This window comes from Bacillus sp. EKM420B (assembly GCF_011065565.1).
GTDB lineage: Bacteria > Bacillota > Bacilli > Bacillales > Bacillaceae > Bacillus > Bacillus velezensis.
Genome location: NZ_JAAMNX010000001.1, coordinates 971002 through 986862, shown reverse-complemented (window position 1 = coordinate 986862; position 15861 = coordinate 971002). Strand labels below are relative to the sequence as shown.

Genomic DNA, 15861 nt, shown 5'->3' with positions numbered 1-15861 from the left:
GCTCCTTATTTTTTTGCCTTTTCGTAAGCGGCATGCCAATCAGGAAAAGCCTTGCGAAACTGAATCGGTTTGAAGCTCTCTTTATCAACGCATATATGAGAGGATGTCGCTTTGATGGCAAGTTCTTGATCCGGATTATAGATGTGGTAGCCGTAAACGGTTTTAAATCCGTTATATTCTTCAATCCAAGTATGTACGACAGCCGTTTCTCCGTAGCGGAGCGGCTTTTTATAAGAAATGCTGATATCCAATACAGGGGACAGCACTCCTCTATCTTCCATATCCTTGTAAAGGAATCCGAGTTCCTTAATCAGCGCCGTTCTGCCGACCTCCATCCAGACTAAGTAATTGGCATGATAGACGATGCCCATTTGATCTGTTTCCGCATAACGCACTTCTATTTCTTTTTTTGACACATGCAACGTTCTCTGCTCCCTTTTTATCAGATTAGCCCCCATTTTATCACAACGAGCCGGAAAGAGAAAAAAACCAGGTTTCCCTGGTTTTTATTATGATTGATAGCCGTTTTCTCTTGCAGCCGATTCATCCTGAATTTCACTGCGGAACGATTCAATGCTTTCATTGCGTCTGGCATTCTTTTCTTGAATGCGCTGTTTTTCCTCATCTGTCGCAAATTCCATTGATTCTTTCGCTTCTTCTATATTTTCAATTGTATTCTGCACCATATCCTGCAGCTTTTCAACGTTATCGGAACGGTCATCCGGATTCGGTTTTTGATCATTGTTTGTCATAATGTCTGCTCTCCTTTGATGATGTTATTCGCCTTTCGTCTGCATGACAATCGGATGTCCGTTTGACTTGTCATGAAACTTTTCCCCTTTATTGCGTTTATATTTAACGGGTTTTGTCCCTAAGTGGCTCGGAGCGTATTGCGGCTGGCCGTCTTTCTTGTTTATGCCCATGTTCATCCCTCCTTAAGAGTATATTTTGCAAAAGGAGGTGTAAACATGACTGCAAATTAAAGGTTATTTTTGTTTGAACCGCTGCTCCAGCTTTTCTTCAAGCTGATTCAAATATTCCGTATTGGTCATCAGCTCACGTTTATTTTCCATAACCAATTCATGAAAAGAACGTTTTCGCATTTTTTTCAATCTTCTCACCTCCGTGTTTTCATTCATTTTTTCCAATTTTTCAAAACCTAAGCCCTTTACAATAAAAAAACTGAACCTCTATTTGAGATCCAGTTTTTCTTTCATTTCTTTTTTTGTCATCGTGCCTACGCGAATGTGCTGAATGGTTCCTTTTTCGTCTAATATGTATGTTGTCGGATAAGAAAGCACGTTGAAATCCCCGTTAATTCCGCTTTTGTCAATCAGAATAGGAAAGGTCAGCTGATAATGATCAGCAAATGATTTCACAGCCTGTATATTTTTTTCAGAGGACGTAAAATTAACGGCTGCTACCGCAATATCAGGATATTCTTTCTGCAGCTCCTGCATATCGGGCATTTCCATTCTGCACGGCTTGCACCACGTCGCCCAGAAATTGAGGAGCACTTTTTTTCCTTTATAATCAGAAAGGGAGATACTTTTTCCTGACAATGTATCAAGTGTAAAGTCAGGGGCTTTCATCCCTTCTTCTGTCCCTTCTTTCGGACTTTTTTGCACAGAATAAATATTCCCGCCCGCATACACTAACAACCCGATAAGTAACATTCCGCCCAGCCATTTCGCAAGCATCTTAAGGCCTCCCGCATAAAAAGAGAGAAAGCAGACTGCTTTCTCTCCTTTGTTCATTCTGCTACTGTTTCATTTTATCGCGAAGCACCATTTGTAAAATGCCGCCGTGGCGATAGTAATCAATTTCCACTTCACTGTCGAAACGGACAACGACTTCAAACGTTTTTACCGTACCGTCTTCACTGATTGCTCTGACAGTCAGCAAGTCGCGCGGACGTACAGATTCATCAACATCCACCTCAATGACTTCCTTACCGGTTAAGCCGAGTGTATCCGCGTTTTCACCCTGTTTGAACTGGAGCGGCAGCACACCCATGAAGACGAGGTTGCTTCTGTGAATTCTTTCAAAGCTTTCGGCAATGACTGTTCTGATGCCGAGCAGGTTTGTTCCTTTTGCAGCCCAGTCACGTGAAGAGCCCATTCCGTAATCTTTTCCGGCCAGGACGACAAGACCCGTTTTATCTTCTTTATACCGCATGCAGGCATCATAAATAGATGTCACTTCCCCGGTAGGCCAATGTGTTGTGTATCCGCCTTCTGTACCCGGTGCGATTTGGTTTTTAATGCGGATATTGGCGAATGTTCCTCTCATCATGACTTCATGGTTTCCGCGGCGTGAGCCGTAAGAGTTAAAGTCACGAGGAGAAACGCCTTTTTCCTGCAGATATTTGCCCGCCGGTGTGTCTTTTCCGATCGCTCCGGCCGGAGAAATGTGGTCAGTCGTCACGGAATCTCCGAATTTGCCGACAACGCGAAGTCCTCTTAAAGGCTCAACTTTTCCCGGCTCTACAGACATTTCCTCAAAGAACGGCGGGTTTTGAATGTAAGTGGAATCCTGGTCCCACTTATACAGCGCTTCATCCGTCGTTTCGATTTCGTTCCAGCGCTGGTTGTCGTCAAATACCGTTTCATACTCTTTGCGGAATAATTCCGGCGTAACAGTCTGTTTGACGAGAGAATTGATTTCATCCATGGACGGCCAGATGTCATCGAAATAAACATTTTGTCCGTCATTTCCGACACCGATCGGGTCCGTTTTCAGGTTGATGTTTACAGTTCCTGCCAACGCGTATGCGACAACAAGCGGCGGTGACGCAAGGTAGTTTCCTTTGACAAGCGGATGGATCCGGCCTTCAAAGTTTCTGTTACCCGACAAGACAGAAGTGATCAAGAGATCATTTTTAGCAACCGCTTCTTCAATCTCTGGAGAAAGCGGGCCGGAGTTCCCGATACATGTCGTACAGCCATACCCTACGAGGTTAAAGCCGAGCTCCTTCATGTAAGGAAGCAGACCTGAGTTGACTAAGTATCCAGTAACAACCTTAGACCCCGGTGCAAGTGAAGTTTTCACATAATTCGGCACTTTCAAGCCTAATTCTACCGCTTTTTTGGCTACCAATCCGGCACCGATTAATACATAAGGGTTTGATGTATTCGTACAGCTTGTAATAGCGGCGATTGCAATCGCCCCTGTTTTCATAACCGCATCTTCACCGCTGTTAAGTTTAAATGAAATTTCTTTGTTCTCTTCAGCAGCATCCGCTCCGAATCCTTGGTTTCCGGCCGGGCTGACAAGATGTTTTTTAAACGTTTCCTGCATAACGGAAAGCGGGATTAAATCCTGCGGACGTTTCGGGCCTGAAAGGTTCGCTTCGATTTTAGACAGATCAATTTCCACAACGTCTGTAAAAATCGGCTCTTCCGCGTCAGGCGTATAGAATAAACCGTTGCTGCGGCAGTATGCTTCCACAACATCGATCTGCTCTTCTTCACGGCCGGTCAGACGCAGGTAAGAAAGTGCTTCCTCGTCAACCGGGAAGAATCCGCAAGTCGCTCCGTATTCCGGCGCCATATTGGCAATAGTCGCCCGATCCGCAAGCGGAAGCTCAGCAACACCAGGACCGAAGAATTCAACAAATTTATTGACTACGCCTTTTTCACGCAGCACTTGAGTGACTTTCAGCGCCAAGTCAGTCGCCGTCGTTCCGTTAGGCAATTTTCCGACAAGTTTCGCGCCGATGACCTCAGGAACAGGGAAATATGAAGGCTGGCCGAGCATTCCCGCTTCCGCCTCAATCCCGCCGACACCCCAGCCGAGAACGCCGATTCCGTTAATCATTGTTGTATGGGAATCAGTTCCCACCAAAGTATCAGGATAGGTCACAAGTTCTCCGTCTTCCTCTTTCGTATGGACAACACTTGCCAAAAACTCAAGGTTTACCTGGTGAACGATACCTGTTGCAGGCGGAACGGCCTGATAATTGTTAAACGCTTTCTTTGCCCAGCTTAAAAATTTATAACGTTCTGCATTTCTTTCGAATTCTAAGTCCATATTAATGGCTAACGCGTCTTCCGTACCGGCTTTGTCGACTTGTACGGAGTGGTCAATGACCAGGTCAACCGGAATTTCAGGATTGATTTTATCAGGGTCTCCGCCGACAGAGGCCATGGCTTTTCTTAAAGATGCCAGGTCAACTACGGCCGGAACGCCGGTAAAGTCCTGTAGAATAACCCGTGACGGTTTAAACGGCACATCGATATCTTTTAATTCAGCAGTACCCCATCTTGCCAAATTTTCAACATGTTCTTTTGTAATGACGCGTCCGTCTACCTGACGCAAAACGGATTCCAAAAGAACCTTAATAGAATAAGGAAGTTTTGAAACATTGCCGACCCCTGCGTCTTCCAATGCTTTTAATGAATAGTAGTTGTATGTTTTCCCATTTGAAGAAAATGTTTTTCTTGCTTGGAAAACGTCTTGTGTTGCGACTTTTTGCTGATTTGTCATTCTCCAAAATCCCCCTTCAATGATCAAGATCGTTCTTTAGATGAATGTTCACATTCCATCACAATTTTCTCACAATTTCATCTTAGTATAAAATCATACATAAGTAAATATCAATGTTTTTATTAAATACAATAAGATCGTCTTATCAGTATGATTTTCGGTAAATTTTGTCCGATTTTCCGCCTCATACAACGGGCTGTAAAGAGCCATATTAATGTTGAGGTGATGATCATGGTAAAACGGAAAGCCAATCATGTAATTAACGGCATGAATGATGCGAAAAGCCAAGGCAAAGGCGCGGGTTATATAGAAAATGACCAGCTCGTCCTGACGGAAGAAGAACGGCAGAACAATAAAAAAAGAAAAACAAACCAATAGCCGGAACACCTTAAAAAGGAGGCTTTAACATGACAAATAAAAATACGAGTAAAGATATGCATAAAAATGCTCCGAAGGGCCATAACCCCGGCCAGCCGGAACCGCTGAGCGGAAGCAAAAAAGTGAAAAACCGCAACCATACAAGACAAAAACATAATACAAGCCACGATATGTAAAACAGACCCCGGTGTCTGTTTTTTTGTGCCATTCACCCATTTAAAGCTTCTGCATACGTTATAGCAAGGCTTTTTAATATGGAGGAATGCTTCCATGAATCACTCAAAAAACGCTGAAGAATTTGATGATACGGAAGAATGGCTGCGGCAGTTTTACGAGGACCCGTATGCTTGGTATGACGAGACGCTGCCGATCGATCTATATGAAACAAGCCGTCAATATATCATTGAAGCCGACCTGACGGCGCTGAAGCAGGTGCAGGCGATCACCGTCACTCTTTCGGGAAATGAGTTTATGCTCTCTGTTAAAACGCTTGAACGGACGTTAAACAAACAAATGGTGCTTCCTTTTTATCTGAATGACAAACATATTTTCACTGATTTCACCAACCATATTCTGACCGTCTCCATGAACAAGGAGCCAAATGAGACTCCTGCCTCTTTTTCCTTTCAATTTCCTCTATAACATAAAAAAGCCGCTTTCATCCCTCAATGGAAGCGGCTTTTTTGTCCGGTCATATCAGTCATATACCCTCAAAGTGAATCTCCCATGGCCAAATAGCAGAATCACTATACGATAGAATATGTTCTAGCAACCGGAATGACTGGACATCTATCATTTTTTCTATTCTTTTTTCATGTGTTCTTCTATTCTGTCTTCGTTTACAATATGGTTAAAGTAAGGAGGAGATAGAACAATGCTAGAAGGCTGGTTTATGTGGTTTATTTTATTTTGGGTCATCGTGATGATCGGATTGCTGTCTATCGGCGGGTTTTTTATGTTTCGAAAATTTTTAAAACGCTTACCGAAAGAAGACGGCCGGTCAGAACTGGATTGGCAGGACTATTATATTGAAAAAAGCAGGCACTTATGGAATGCGGGTGACAAGGCGTTTTTGGATGAATTGGTCGCTCCCGTGCCGGAGCTCTTTCGGGATGTAGCCAAAGCGAAAATCGCCGGAAAAATCGGTGAACTTTCCTTAGCGGAGGAAGCTGAACAAATAAACCGTGATTTAATCATCAGGGGTTACATACTCGCCACTCCTAAGCGTGATCATCAATTTTTAAAAAAGCATCTCCGCGAAAAACAGATTGATCTTACTCCTTATCAGGCCCTGCTCAAATAAAAAACCTTTCCGTCCGCCGGAAAGGTTTTAATTCATCTGAATATCAGCGGTCTTCAGTTCATTAGAAAGTTTGCGGTAAGACATAAACATCGCGATGCGCCACGGGACAATCATTCCGAAAGCCAGAATCCAAAACATTCCGCTTAAAGCTCCGTAATCAATCGTCGTGCTCAAAATGGATTTCATAGCGATTCTGATAACCAGCAAACCAATCAGGATAAACACAAACGCTTTTGACCGTTTTAAATAGATTTCATTATTTTTAATCTCAAATTTAGATGTTTTAATCAGAAAAATAGAGAAGATCACGCCCAGCGTAATGGCCTCCAAAAATTCTTCGCCCGTCACTCTGAAAATCGGAAAAAGGAACATAAGCGCTCCCGTACTCATGAAAATCGGCGGGAGAATTATTTTCTTAGGTGAAGCGGGCTTGTCGGAGGCTTTAATCCTGACGATCATCACGGAAATTGCCATGGCCGCTGCAATAACGGATGAAATTATAATCATCATCTTTATCATTCCTTTGCTTGCACGGAGTTTGATACTATATACTATACTCCAAAAACATAAAAAAAACCAATTTGAAAAGAGAACACGTTTACGTTCCCGTTACCCGGCCTACGGCCTCCAGCACTTTAGATGCTTCAAACGGTTTAACGATAAAGTCTTTAGCGCCTAATTCAATCGCTTCCAGAACGATCCGCTGCTGCCGCATGGCGGTGCACATGATGATCCGGGCTTTCGGGTCAAAAGCTAAAATATCCTGCAGCGCCTGTATACCGTTTTTGACCGGCATGGTAATATCCATTGTCACCAGGTCGGGACGGATTTTTTGATATACTGCCAGGGCTTCCTCGCCGTCAGCCGCTTCCCCGGCCACTGTGTAATTTGCCGATTCCAGAATCTCTCTGATTTTCACCCTCATGAACTTGGCGTCATCTACAACTAAAACTCGTGTCATATTCCCCTCCACATATTTAACATTAACTAGTCTTATTGTACCAAAAACGAAAGGGTATATAATAGTTCAAAAGTTATTAATCCGTTACAGACCCGTAAATCCTCCGAAAAGATTTGACAGAACGATCAGAATGTAGCTCATCCAGTTAAAAAACAGCATAACTCCGATCAGAATCATAAGAATGCCGCCGATTTTCATGATAAGCAGCTGATGCTTGCGAATCCAATTCATTCTGGTAATAAAAAATGAAAGAACAAGAAAAGGAATCGCAAAACCGAGAACATATAAAAACATATACGGCACTGCTGAAGAAGGATTTGTATTTGCCAGCGAAAACACGGCTCCTAAAATAGGCCCGCTGCACGGCGACCAGCCGGCTGCAAACGCAAGACCGATCAGAACCGAACCGATAAACCCCTCCGGACGGCGTTTAAAGTGAATGCGCCGCTCTTTCATCATGAATTTCGGCTGAAACACACCGGCAGTAATCAGCCCGAAAAGGATCAGCATGATAGCGCCAAACTGGCGGATCGCTTCATGATATTGGGTAAAAAAACTGCCGATAAACGAAGTTCCATATCCCAATGCGATAAAAATCACGGAGAAGCCAAGCAAAAAACAAAGTGTATGCACGAGGCCACGCTTTTGCAGCATCACCTTTTCTGTTTTCACCTCGTCCATACTGACACCAGTTATGTAAGATAAAAAGGCGGGGTACAACGGCAGACAGCATGGAGAAATGAAAGACAGAAATCCGGCCCCAAACGTCAGAAAGTAATTAAAACTCACGATGACACACTCCCTTCGAGTTATGACAAAATCATTTCATTTTTTTAACACTTTCCCGAGAAGGATTACTTTTTATAGAAAAAGCTTATATAATTTAATTTGACATCGAGATATTATACTCCTTCTTATTTGAAAAACAGTATAAATGTGGATATAATAATAGCGACTCAGGTGAAAGATTTATGTATGAAAGGATATATCCCTGTGATTAGAGAGCATCTATTAAATGAAATTGAAAAAAAACGGGCAGAGCTGCTTAAAATCGTCATGACAAACGGAATGACATCAAACATTACGATAGAACTCAGCCAGGAGCTTGACCACCTTCTCATACAATATCAAAAAGAACTGCACACCGGCAGTTGGGGTGAAACATGACGCCAAAATAAAAAACCCTCTCCGGGTTTTTTATTTTTATAACCATGTATCTCTATATCATAATCTGTACGTATTATTTCGCTTGATTATTCATGGCTTTCATCATTTGATTAATTTTCTTTTGAGAAGGTTTCATTCCCATTTGCATCATCATCATGCGTAACATTTGTTCATTAATAGGCGGATTCTTTTTCAAATAGCTCATCATATATTTACGAGCAATAAAAAACCCGAGTGCAACACCTATGAGCAATGCGACAACGCCCACTAGGATGCCAACCCATAAAGTCATTTTATTTCCTCCTTCATGTTGTCTAGTTTAAAGTGTACTAAACCAAAGGCTATTATACAACATTTACATCTCTTTTTCCTCGTTTTTAGACAAAATTTCTTTCTCTGACCGGATTTAACCACCCGTAGCGCCGTGTCTTGAAATCCATTGCAAGAAAACAGGGGCTGATTTTACGCAGAATCTCAAAGAAAATCGTTTCCGCCTCATAATCTCCCGAAGCCGCAATCTCAATTAAACTGTCTTTCATCATGAAGGTGGCACGGCCCTTTTCTCCGGGCAGTGTAAGCCGGTAAATGGAATCCAAACGGCTGTAACTCATTCGGTTTAAATGCAGCTGGAGATGCTGATGCATATGTATCACCGGAATCGGTTCCGTTATATATTGAACTTGCTTTTCTGTCATTTGATATTCCTGGGGTGTCAGATCTGTCCAATGATAGTCTCGAAACAACTCAAACATAGCCGTTTCCCGCCCGAAGTAGTGGTTCGCAAACTCATCCTTTATCAGGTGCGTATAGTAATGACGTTCCATTTCCTCATCCCCTTTTACAGCGCTTCGTTATTGCTTTCTATTATACAAAAGGAGAAAAGAAAGAATTGTCTATTACTGTTACGCCGCCCCTTCTATTTTTGTCGCATAAACAGGAAAAAGAGGATGATTTGACTCATCCTCTTTTGTCTCGTTATTTGTTTAGAAGTTTTTTCACGCGGTCAACCACGTTTTCTGCAGTAAACCCGTATTCTTTCATGATTGTTTCTCCCGGAGCTGAAGCACCGAAACGGTCAATTGCGAGAACGTCTCCTTCAAGACCGGTAAATTTGCCCCATCCGAAGCTTGAACCCATTTCGATCGCAAGACGTTTCGTCACATTCGGAGGAAGCACGCTGTTTTTGTACTCGGCCGATTGTTTTTCAAAGCGGTCCCAGCTCGGCATGCTGACTACAGATACGTGAATGTTTTCTTCAGCCAGTTTCGCTTGAGCTTCGATCGCAAGTCCGACTTCAGAACCTGTCGCTAAAAGAAGGGCGTCCGGTGAATCGGTTTTTGCTTTGGAAACGATATAAGCCCCTTTTTCCACGCCCGCATACGCTTCTTCAGCCTGCTGATCAATCGTCGGCAGGTTTTGGCGTGTCAATACAAGAGCTGTCGGATGATCTTGGCTTTGAACGGCAACCTTCCATGCAGCTGCGGTTTCATTTCCGTCAGCAGGTCTGATCACAGAAAGGTTAGGAAGTGCGCGTAAAGAAGCAAGCTGCTCAATCGGTTCGTGAGTCGGCCCGTCTTCTCCTACGGCAATACTGTCATGCGTGAATACATAAGTGACAGGGAGTCCCATCAATGATGCCAGACGAATGGCAGGTCTTAAATAATCAGAGAATACAAAGAATGTGCCGCCGAATACGCGGAGGCCGCCGTGAAGCGCCATTCCGTTTAATGCAGCGCCCATCGCAAATTCGCGGACACCGAACCAGAAGTTTTTCCCGGCGTAGTCTTTGGCCGTGAAGTCTCCTCCATTTTTGATTGTCGTTTTATTTGAACCCGCAAGGTCAGCAGATCCCCCGACAAAGAAAGGAATTTTCTTGGCGATCCCGTTCAGCACCTCACCTGAAGATGCGCGGGAAGCAAGGCTGCTGCCTTTTTCATAAACGGGAACTTCCTGATCCCAGTCTTTAGGAAGCTCGCCTTTCATGCCGAGTGACAGCTGTTCAGCAAGCTCAGGATATTTTTCTTTATAAGCCGCGAACAGTTCATTCCATTCCTGTTCTTTTTTCGAGCCGGCTTCTTTTACAGCTTGATTGAAATGCCCGTATACTTCTTCCGGAACATAAAAATCTTCTTCAAACGTCCAAGCATACGCTTCTTTTGTCAGCTTGCTCTCTTCTAGTCCTAACGGAGCGCCGTGAACGCCGGATGTGCCCGCGCGGTTTGGAGAACCGAAACCGATCGTGGTTTTCACTTCAATCAAAGTCGGTTTTTTATCATTCTGGCGCGCTTTTTCAATTGCAGCCGTCAATTCAGCGATGTTGTTTCCGTCCTCAACATAAAGAACTTCCCAGTTCATTGCTTCAAAACGCTGCTTTACATTTTCAGAGAAAGAACGGTCTAAATCGCCGTCTAAGGAAATGTCATTAGAATCGTATAATACGATCAGGCGGCCTAATTCAAGATGGCCTGCAAGAGAAGCGGCTTCGGAAGAAATGCCTTCCATTAAATCGCCGTCTCCGCAAATACTGTATGTATAATGATCAACTACGTTGAATGAATCACGGTTATATGTCTCAGCCAGATGGCGTTCTGCAATTGCCATTCCCACTGCCATTGCAATCCCCTGTCCAAGCGGCCCGGTCGTTGCGTCTACTCCGGCTGTATGCCCGAACTCCGGATGTCCCGGTGTTTTGCTTCCCCATTGACGGAACTGTTTCAAGTCTTCAATGCTGAGGTCATATCCGCTTAAATGCAGCATGCTGTATAAAAGCATTGAACCGTGGCCTGCTGATAAAACAAAGCGGTCGCGGTTAAACCAGCCCGGATTCTGCGGATTTACATTCATAAATTTCGTCCACAGCGTGTATGCCATCGGAGCGGCTCCCATCGGCATGCCCGGATGTCCGGAATTCGCTTTTTCAATTGCGTCTATAGATAGTGTACGAATGGTGGCAACTGATTTCTTTTCAATTGTATCCATTATAATCCCCTTCCTTATTGTTGTACCTTTTCATCATAAAGCGATGCTGACTTTTTCTCAACTCTTTCAGCTTAAATTTGAGATAAACTTGTTGAAAATTGTCGTAAAGCACATCCTGATATTAGTATATACGAAAAAAGAATACGTATTGCCGTATTCTTTCTGTTTAGTGAAGATTGTTTTTCTGTTGTTCTCTTTTTAATTTTTCAGGGGTGACATCGTTGCCTTCCGGATCAATCACTTTTACGCTCTTTAACGTATTTTTCATTGAGGAGCGGAATCCTTTCAAATACTCCTGGCGAAGCTTTTGCTGTTCAGCTTTTTCCTCATCCGTTATTGTGTTTGATTTAGCTTTTTGAGCCAATTCGTTAATTCTTGCGATTTTTTCTTTAGAAATCATAATAAGCTCCTTTGGTGCGTGTTGATTATATACTACTAAAACGCAGTCTTTTTTACAACTGATGCGCGTCAGCTGCCTTCTGTGTCTGCGGTATATTCCTGAAACCGCCGGTGAACCGTGGCTTTGGACACGTCATAGCCGAATCCTCTTAAGGTCGCTGCGATTTCTGCAAAGGTAAGCTTGTTGGCTCTCAGCCTGATAATTTCCGAAACCGGAACCTCTTTTTTTTCTTTTCCGCTGTTTTCATGTCTGTTTTTCAGATTCCGTTCAGGTTTGTAGCCGTTTTTCACGGCTCTTTTCATTCCCCGCCGGATTTTCATATTGTGAATTTTCCTTTGATATTCCTCAACAATACTGACGATTTCAAGTACCATCGAATCAGCTTCGGAAAGCTCCAGTTCACCTTTATGAGCCGTCGTATATATCTTTACGTTCTCCCTGTAAATACAATGCAAAAGCGCAATCTTGGCGTTTCCTCTTCCCAATCTCGTTTCGTCCTGCACCAATATCGCGTCAATATGTGATTTTTTAATTTCATCAAGCATTTCAAATACTCCGTCGCGGTCCATTTCATAACCGCTGGCTTTCTCAGAAATGACTTTCACGACTTCCATGCCGTTTGCAGCAGCAATCTCACTGAGCTCCTCTTCCTGTCTTTTTAATGACGTTTGCTGCTGTTCTTTGTTTGTGCTTACGCGGGCATAAATGAGCGCCTTCATTTCTCTCTTTCCTCTCTAATTGACAATGGCCAGCTGATATACGGCCGGATGCTTCTTCTTAACCGGAAGAATAAGTTCGTCTCCGGGCTTTATATCAGCAGTTTGGAGATGATTATTCTCCGTCACCCACTCAATGAAATCTTCTTTATTAATGTGTTTCTTTTCTGCTACATGATCCGCAAGTGACCAGAGTGTATCGCCGTCCTGAACCTTTATTTTAACATATTGGCTGAGGGACTGATCATTTCCCGCACATGAGACAAGTAAAATAGCGGCACTTAAAATCGCAGTAAACAGCCCGACAAATATGATAGATTCTTTCGCCATGTAAACAACCTCCGATAAGAATGTTTGTTCGCTTTTTATATCTTTCAGTATATACGAACAAATGTTTCTGTCAATCGTTTTTTTCGAACCTATGTTTGTACTGTCAGGAAAATCATGCTATAATCTACTTAAAATCGACGTTTTGAGGTGCGAAATATGACGAAGCTATCAAAAAGGCAGCTTGATATCCTGCGTTTTATTAAAGAAGAGGTAAAAACGAAAGGATATCCGCCTTCTGTAAGAGAGATAGGAGAAGCAGTAGGACTGGCTTCCAGTTCAACCGTGCACGGCCATTTGGCGCGGCTGGAGACAAAGGGCCTGATCAGACGGGACCCTACTAAACCGAGGGCGATTGAGGTATTGGATGAAGAAGAAGTCCATATTCCGAAAAGCCAGGTCGTAAACGTTCCGGTCATCGGGAAAGTGACGGCGGGTATTCCGATTACGGCTGTTGAAAATATCGACGAGTATTTTCCGCTTCCTGACCGGATGGTTCCTCCGGGCGAACATGTCTTTATGTTAGAAATCATGGGAGAAAGTATGATTGACGCCGGCATTTTTGACAAAGATTACGTCATTGTCAAACAGCAGAACACGGCCAATAACGGAGAAATCGTCGTAGCTATGACCGAAGATGATGAAGCGACGGTTAAGCGCTTCTATAAAGAAGACAATTATGTTCGGCTGCAGCCGGAAAATCCGACGATGGAGCCGATTATCCTGCAAAACGTAAGCATTTTGGGAAAAGTGATCGGCGTATTCAGAGCCGTCCATTAATTCTATTAAACTTCATTTATCGTAAAAAAAGCAGATTCGCCCTGGCTTAAGAAACGAATCTGCTAAGGAGGAAAAACTTACATTCTTATTATCCGACATCACACTTTTGAAGTCAACTAATAATGTTTCCCTCAGGAAACTTTTCATCCATTTTTCAACTTTGTATATTTGTGCGTGATAAATTTGCTTTTGTTTATCTTTTCTTTGGGCGGGTGCATCAAAATTTATATATGAATATTTAGTACATAGTACAATAAGTTATATTTAAATATAAAAAAACCCGCTGCCTTTAGCGAGTATCTATTTTCAATCAAAATGATAATATTCTACACCGTAAAACCCTTTAATATAGACGGGACCACAGACGTTTGAAGAACTTTCAACCAGAATCCTGTATTTGTGATACGGATCAATTGATTTTTTATCCTGGGCACTGAGGTTTAGCCAGCTGCCGCTGTAGTTTTTAGAACTTAATGTATAAAAATTTCCGTTCAGCGCCATCCGCTGGAGTTTCATGCTTAAACCGCACGAAGAGTCGTTCATTATGGTGAACTTATAGCCTAAAAAATAATCGTCGGCAGCTACAGCCCCCGGATTTTCAATATGAAACTCTTTTGCGTTTCCCTCCAAAGTGAAGCTTGTTTTTGATCCGAATTCAGTGGTAGCCGCTTTAGCTGAGTGTATTCCGCTAAAACATAATAAAAAAACAGCAATACATATCCAATATTTTTTCATTTGCATCCCCCTTTTTACATATTTTAACTTGTGCATCCTGTGATGTCTATTCACATTTTACTTTATAACCACTATATACCAGTTTAAAAATTTGCGGATTGCTTACAATGAAGAATAAACGAAATAACGAAGGTGGTTCAAATGAAACACGTAATTGCTTTCGCTTCTAAAACGGCGCTCACACTTGCTTTACTGTACATTGTTCTGGATCTTATGTACCAAGTAACCTTTTTAAACGTTCTGTTTATTACAGTGATCTTAAGTTTAATCACTTATTTTGCGGGTGATTGCATGATTCTGCCGAGAACAAGCAATTTCACAGCCGTTGCAGCTGATTTCGGAATTTCATTCATTATATTATGGATATTCCTGATGAACATTGGCGGGTTTAATGTCTCTCCTGCCGCGGCATCGGTTATCTCTGCACTTTGCATTTCTGTTTTTGAGGCATTTTTTCACCGGTATTTGCAGCAATATGTACTTCCCGAAGATTATCAGGACACAACAGAGACGGATAGCACGCTATTGAGCTATCAAACCGAGGCGTCTGAAGAATTAGTGCCGGAAAAAGACCCTCAGGAAAAAACATAAAAAGGAGGCAATCGCCTCCTTCTCTTTTTACTTTTGCTTCTGATCGTCCAGCGGCAGCTGCAGCAGTGAGTCTGTGCCTGTCGCTTTCGGCGTTTTTCCGTCCCATTTTTCAATCCATTTATATTTGATCATTTCATCGGACATTGATTTCTTAATGATTTCGTTATAGTCAGCGATCCCTTCCGCTTCAATTTTTTTCTTTTTCGCTTCGGCTTCGGCTATTTTAATTTCAGTTTGTGTCCGTTCAAGTTCCTGTGAAGACTTCACCCTTGCATCGATGGCTTCCTGTGTGGCTTTATCCGGCTTTGGTACGCCAAGCGTCAGATCATCAATTAAAAATCCAAGACTCTTCATATCATCAGCAAATCTCTTTTGAACATCGGCAGCGGCTTCTGCAGATTTTTGCCCGTATGTGTCAATAACCGAGTATTTGCTGATTGATTTTCGCGCCGCATCCCACAGCCTTGTTTTTAAATATGTATTTTCGATCGTTTCCACATCTACCGCCCCGAATTTGTTAAACAGATCGACTACTTTATCAGGCTGCACGACATAGTTGTAAGCGATATCCATTTCAATATTTTTACCGTCAGAGGTTGCCACTTTTATATTTTCATTATTCACTGTCTGCATACGCACCGGGTATTCCGTTACTTTATTAAATAATCCGACTAAGTGCCAGCCTTGGTCCAATGTGTCGGATTTTACCCCGCCATTCGGTGAGTATACAACCCCGACATAACCGTTCGGTATTTTTTCAATGAATAGTGACGCTGTGACGCCCGCAATTAAAAGGGCTGCACCTATAATCACACCGCCGAGAATTTTTTTTGTGTTTCCGCGCTTATTTTCGCTCATGCTGATCTTCTTCCTCCCATGACTTTTTTAATTTTTTGGCTCCGCTTCCCACTTGTTTAAAGATTGGACTAAGCATCAGCCATAAACCGAATCCGATGATGACAAGAAGAATGATAGACCCGATCATCACTTTCATTTGCCCACCTCTTTTCTTTCATCCTGTCAATTATGTATACGA

General features: G+C 42.7%; 25 protein-coding genes. 7 read left to right on the top strand and 18 right to left on the bottom strand.

Features of this window, described 5'->3' with window-relative positions; genetic code table 11:
* Positions 1-5: 5 nt before the first annotated feature.
* The 6 genes from G9F48_RS04695 to acnA all read right to left on the bottom strand — a co-directional run bounded on the left by G9F48_RS04695 (position 6) and on the right by acnA (position 4488).
* Positions 6-422 (bottom strand): YbgC/FadM family acyl-CoA thioesterase, encoded by a 417-nt coding sequence (locus tag G9F48_RS04695; protein WP_003153973.1) that lies wholly within the window; start codon positions 420-422, stop codon positions 6-8.
* Between the two features lie 87 nt (positions 423-509).
* On the bottom strand, positions 510-752 hold the full coding sequence (tlp, locus tag G9F48_RS04690; RefSeq protein ID WP_003153975.1) for a small acid-soluble spore protein Tlp: 243 nt from the start codon (positions 750-752) through the stop codon (positions 510-512).
* 24 nt (positions 753-776) lie between these two features.
* Positions 777-923, bottom strand: coding sequence for an acid-soluble spore protein N (locus tag G9F48_RS04685; RefSeq protein ID WP_003153977.1), 147 nt, complete (start codon positions 921-923; stop codon positions 777-779).
* Between the two features lie 63 nt (positions 924-986).
* Positions 987-1112, bottom strand: a complete 126-nt coding sequence (locus G9F48_RS04680) for an FbpB family small basic protein (RefSeq protein ID WP_012117651.1) — start codon at positions 1110-1112, stop codon at positions 987-989.
* A 78-nt stretch (positions 1113-1190) separates the two neighbouring features.
* On the bottom strand, positions 1191-1700 hold the full coding sequence (locus tag G9F48_RS04675; RefSeq protein WP_165409093.1) for a TlpA family protein disulfide reductase: 510 nt from the start codon (positions 1698-1700) through the stop codon (positions 1191-1193).
* A gap of 61 nt (positions 1701-1761) precedes the next feature.
* Complete coding sequence (gene acnA, locus G9F48_RS04670) at positions 1762-4488, bottom strand: aconitate hydratase AcnA (protein WP_146276849.1); 2727 nt, start codon at positions 4486-4488, stop codon at positions 1762-1764.
* A gap of 231 nt (positions 4489-4719) precedes the next feature.
* On the opposite strand from acnA, the gene sspO reads away from it, so the two are divergent.
* The 4 genes from sspO (at position 4720) to G9F48_RS04650 (ending at position 6169) form a co-directional block, all read left to right on the top strand.
* On the top strand, positions 4720-4866 hold the full coding sequence (gene sspO / locus G9F48_RS04665; protein ID WP_003153982.1) for an acid-soluble spore protein SspO: 147 nt from the start codon (positions 4720-4722) through the stop codon (positions 4864-4866).
* A gap of 29 nt (positions 4867-4895) precedes the next feature.
* Positions 4896-5042: a small acid-soluble spore protein P gene (locus G9F48_RS04660; RefSeq protein ID WP_003153984.1), complete on the top strand. Its 147-nt coding sequence runs from the start codon at positions 4896-4898 to the stop codon at positions 5040-5042.
* Between the two features lie 94 nt (positions 5043-5136).
* The gene (locus tag G9F48_RS04655; protein ID WP_003153985.1) at positions 5137-5508 is read left to right on the top strand and encodes an Hsp20/alpha crystallin family protein; all 372 of its coding nucleotides are present in this window, start codon (positions 5137-5139) and stop codon (positions 5506-5508) included.
* 232 nt (positions 5509-5740) lie between these two features.
* Positions 5741-6169, top strand: a complete 429-nt coding sequence (locus tag G9F48_RS04650; RefSeq protein ID WP_003153987.1) for a DUF2621 domain-containing protein — start codon at positions 5741-5743, stop codon at positions 6167-6169.
* 27 nt (positions 6170-6196) lie between these two features.
* Here G9F48_RS04650 and G9F48_RS04645 read toward each other — a convergent pair whose 3' ends face one another.
* From G9F48_RS04645 to G9F48_RS04635, 3 genes are all read right to left on the bottom strand, one after another.
* On the bottom strand, positions 6197-6688 hold the full coding sequence (locus tag G9F48_RS04645; protein ID WP_088005392.1) for a CcdC family protein: 492 nt from the start codon (positions 6686-6688) through the stop codon (positions 6197-6199).
* Between the two features lie 79 nt (positions 6689-6767).
* Positions 6768-7130 (bottom strand): response regulator, encoded by a 363-nt coding sequence (locus tag G9F48_RS04640; RefSeq protein WP_007410327.1) that lies wholly within the window; start codon positions 7128-7130, stop codon positions 6768-6770.
* A gap of 84 nt (positions 7131-7214) precedes the next feature.
* Complete coding sequence (locus G9F48_RS04635) at positions 7215-7922, bottom strand: cytochrome c biogenesis protein CcdA (protein WP_088056486.1); 708 nt, start codon at positions 7920-7922, stop codon at positions 7215-7217.
* Positions 7923-8123: 201 nt separating this feature from the next.
* Here G9F48_RS04635 and G9F48_RS04630 point away from each other — a divergent pair, with 201 nt between their 5' ends.
* Positions 8124-8297: an aspartyl-phosphate phosphatase Spo0E family protein gene (locus G9F48_RS04630; protein ID WP_012117647.1), complete on the top strand. Its 174-nt coding sequence runs from the start codon at positions 8124-8126 to the stop codon at positions 8295-8297.
* A 73-nt stretch (positions 8298-8370) separates the two neighbouring features.
* Here the strand turns inward: G9F48_RS04630 and G9F48_RS04625 are convergent, their stop codons facing one another.
* From G9F48_RS04625 to yneA, 6 genes are all read right to left on the bottom strand, one after another.
* Positions 8371-8589: a YneF family protein gene (locus G9F48_RS04625; protein WP_003153994.1), complete on the bottom strand. Its 219-nt coding sequence runs from the start codon at positions 8587-8589 to the stop codon at positions 8371-8373.
* An 85-nt stretch (positions 8590-8674) separates the two neighbouring features.
* Positions 8675-9121: a sporulation inhibitor of replication protein SirA gene (gene sirA, locus G9F48_RS04620; protein ID WP_069013573.1), complete on the bottom strand. Its 447-nt coding sequence runs from the start codon at positions 9119-9121 to the stop codon at positions 8675-8677.
* Positions 9122-9272: 151 nt separating this feature from the next.
* The gene (gene tkt, locus G9F48_RS04615) at positions 9273-11276 is read right to left on the bottom strand and encodes a transketolase (protein ID WP_069013572.1); all 2004 of its coding nucleotides are present in this window, start codon (positions 11274-11276) and stop codon (positions 9273-9275) included.
* A gap of 166 nt (positions 11277-11442) precedes the next feature.
* A complete protein-coding gene (locus G9F48_RS04610; RefSeq protein WP_003153997.1) occupies positions 11443-11676 on the bottom strand; it encodes a DUF896 domain-containing protein in 234 nt (77 codons plus the stop codon).
* Positions 11677-11744: 68 nt separating this feature from the next.
* Positions 11745-12395 (bottom strand): YneB family resolvase-like protein, encoded by a 651-nt coding sequence (locus G9F48_RS04605; protein WP_003153998.1) that lies wholly within the window; start codon positions 12393-12395, stop codon positions 11745-11747.
* Between the two features lie 15 nt (positions 12396-12410).
* Positions 12411-12722 carry a cell division suppressor protein YneA gene (gene yneA / locus G9F48_RS04600; RefSeq protein ID WP_003154001.1) on the bottom strand — a complete coding sequence of 104 codons (312 nt, stop codon included), beginning with the start codon at positions 12720-12722 and terminating at the stop codon, positions 12411-12413.
* Between the two features lie 156 nt (positions 12723-12878).
* On the opposite strand from yneA, the gene lexA reads away from it, so the two are divergent.
* Positions 12879-13499, top strand: a complete 621-nt coding sequence (lexA, locus tag G9F48_RS04595; RefSeq protein ID WP_003154004.1) for a transcriptional repressor LexA — start codon at positions 12879-12881, stop codon at positions 13497-13499.
* 306 nt (positions 13500-13805) lie between these two features.
* Here lexA and G9F48_RS04590 read toward each other — a convergent pair whose 3' ends face one another.
* The gene (locus G9F48_RS04590) at positions 13806-14234 is read right to left on the bottom strand and encodes a hypothetical protein (protein ID WP_101563054.1); all 429 of its coding nucleotides are present in this window, start codon (positions 14232-14234) and stop codon (positions 13806-13808) included.
* Between the two features lie 141 nt (positions 14235-14375).
* Here G9F48_RS04590 and G9F48_RS04585 point away from each other — a divergent pair, with 141 nt between their 5' ends.
* Positions 14376-14825 (top strand): YndM family protein, encoded by a 450-nt coding sequence (locus tag G9F48_RS04585; protein WP_156734987.1) that lies wholly within the window; start codon positions 14376-14378, stop codon positions 14823-14825.
* A 27-nt stretch (positions 14826-14852) separates the two neighbouring features.
* Here G9F48_RS04585 and G9F48_RS04580 read toward each other — a convergent pair whose 3' ends face one another.
* Both G9F48_RS04580 and G9F48_RS04575 read right to left on the bottom strand, forming a co-directional pair.
* Positions 14853-15683 (bottom strand): prohibitin family protein, encoded by an 831-nt coding sequence (locus G9F48_RS04580; protein WP_003154011.1) that lies wholly within the window; start codon positions 15681-15683, stop codon positions 14853-14855.
* The gene (locus G9F48_RS04575; protein WP_003154013.1) at positions 15670-15819 is read right to left on the bottom strand and encodes a hypothetical protein; all 150 of its coding nucleotides are present in this window, start codon (positions 15817-15819) and stop codon (positions 15670-15672) included. Before G9F48_RS04575 ends, G9F48_RS04580 begins: the two co-directional genes overlap by 14 nt.
* Between the last annotated feature and the right edge of the window lie 42 nt (positions 15820-15861).

What these genes read in the sequence shown, in the direction of transcription:
- G9F48_RS04675 (WP_165409093.1), bottom strand. Translation starts at nt 1,700, where the DNA reads ATGCTTGCGAAATGGCTGGGCGGAATGTTACTTATCGGGTTGTTAGTG.
- G9F48_RS04610 (WP_003153997.1), bottom strand. Translation starts at nt 11,676, where the DNA reads ATGATTTCTAAAGAAAAAATCGCAAGAATTAACGAATTGGCTCAAAAA.
- G9F48_RS04655 (WP_003153985.1), top strand. Translation starts at nt 5,137, where the DNA reads ATGAATCACTCAAAAAACGCTGAAGAATTTGATGATACGGAAGAATGG.
- sirA (WP_069013573.1), bottom strand. Translation starts at nt 9,121, where the DNA reads ATGGAACGTCATTACTATACGCACCTGATAAAGGATGAGTTTGCGAAC.
- G9F48_RS04685 (WP_003153977.1), bottom strand. Translation starts at nt 923, where the DNA reads ATGGGCATAAACAAGAAAGACGGCCAGCCGCAATACGCTCCGAGCCAC.
- acnA (WP_146276849.1), bottom strand. Translation starts at nt 4,488, where the DNA reads ATGACAAATCAGCAAAAAGTCGCAACACAAGACGTTTTCCAAGCAAGA.
- lexA (WP_003154004.1), top strand. Translation starts at nt 12,879, where the DNA reads ATGACGAAGCTATCAAAAAGGCAGCTTGATATCCTGCGTTTTATTAAA.
- G9F48_RS04580 (WP_003154011.1), bottom strand. Translation starts at nt 15,683, where the DNA reads ATGAGCGAAAATAAGCGCGGAAACACAAAAAAAATTCTCGGCGGTGTG.
- G9F48_RS04625 (WP_003153994.1), bottom strand. Translation starts at nt 8,589, where the DNA reads ATGACTTTATGGGTTGGCATCCTAGTGGGCGTTGTCGCATTGCTCATA.
- tkt (WP_069013572.1), bottom strand. Translation starts at nt 11,276, where the DNA reads ATGGATACAATTGAAAAGAAATCAGTTGCCACCATTCGTACACTATCT.
- sspO (WP_003153982.1), top strand. Translation starts at nt 4,720, where the DNA reads ATGGTAAAACGGAAAGCCAATCATGTAATTAACGGCATGAATGATGCG.
- G9F48_RS04645 (WP_088005392.1), bottom strand. Translation starts at nt 6,688, where the DNA reads ATGATAAAGATGATGATTATAATTTCATCCGTTATTGCAGCGGCCATG.
- G9F48_RS04585 (WP_156734987.1), top strand. Translation starts at nt 14,376, where the DNA reads ATGAAACACGTAATTGCTTTCGCTTCTAAAACGGCGCTCACACTTGCT.
- tlp (WP_003153975.1), bottom strand. Translation starts at nt 752, where the DNA reads ATGACAAACAATGATCAAAAACCGAATCCGGATGACCGTTCCGATAAC.
- G9F48_RS04605 (WP_003153998.1), bottom strand. Translation starts at nt 12,395, where the DNA reads ATGAAGGCGCTCATTTATGCCCGCGTAAGCACAAACAAAGAACAGCAG.
- G9F48_RS04575 (WP_003154013.1), bottom strand. Translation starts at nt 15,819, where the DNA reads ATGAAAGTGATGATCGGGTCTATCATTCTTCTTGTCATCATCGGATTC.
- yneA (WP_003154001.1), bottom strand. Translation starts at nt 12,722, where the DNA reads ATGGCGAAAGAATCTATCATATTTGTCGGGCTGTTTACTGCGATTTTA.
- G9F48_RS04650 (WP_003153987.1), top strand. Translation starts at nt 5,741, where the DNA reads ATGCTAGAAGGCTGGTTTATGTGGTTTATTTTATTTTGGGTCATCGTG.
- G9F48_RS04590 (WP_101563054.1), bottom strand. Translation starts at nt 14,234, where the DNA reads ATGAAAAAATATTGGATATGTATTGCTGTTTTTTTATTATGTTTTAGC.
- G9F48_RS04660 (WP_003153984.1), top strand. Translation starts at nt 4,896, where the DNA reads ATGACAAATAAAAATACGAGTAAAGATATGCATAAAAATGCTCCGAAG.
- G9F48_RS04640 (WP_007410327.1), bottom strand. Translation starts at nt 7,130, where the DNA reads ATGACACGAGTTTTAGTTGTAGATGACGCCAAGTTCATGAGGGTGAAA.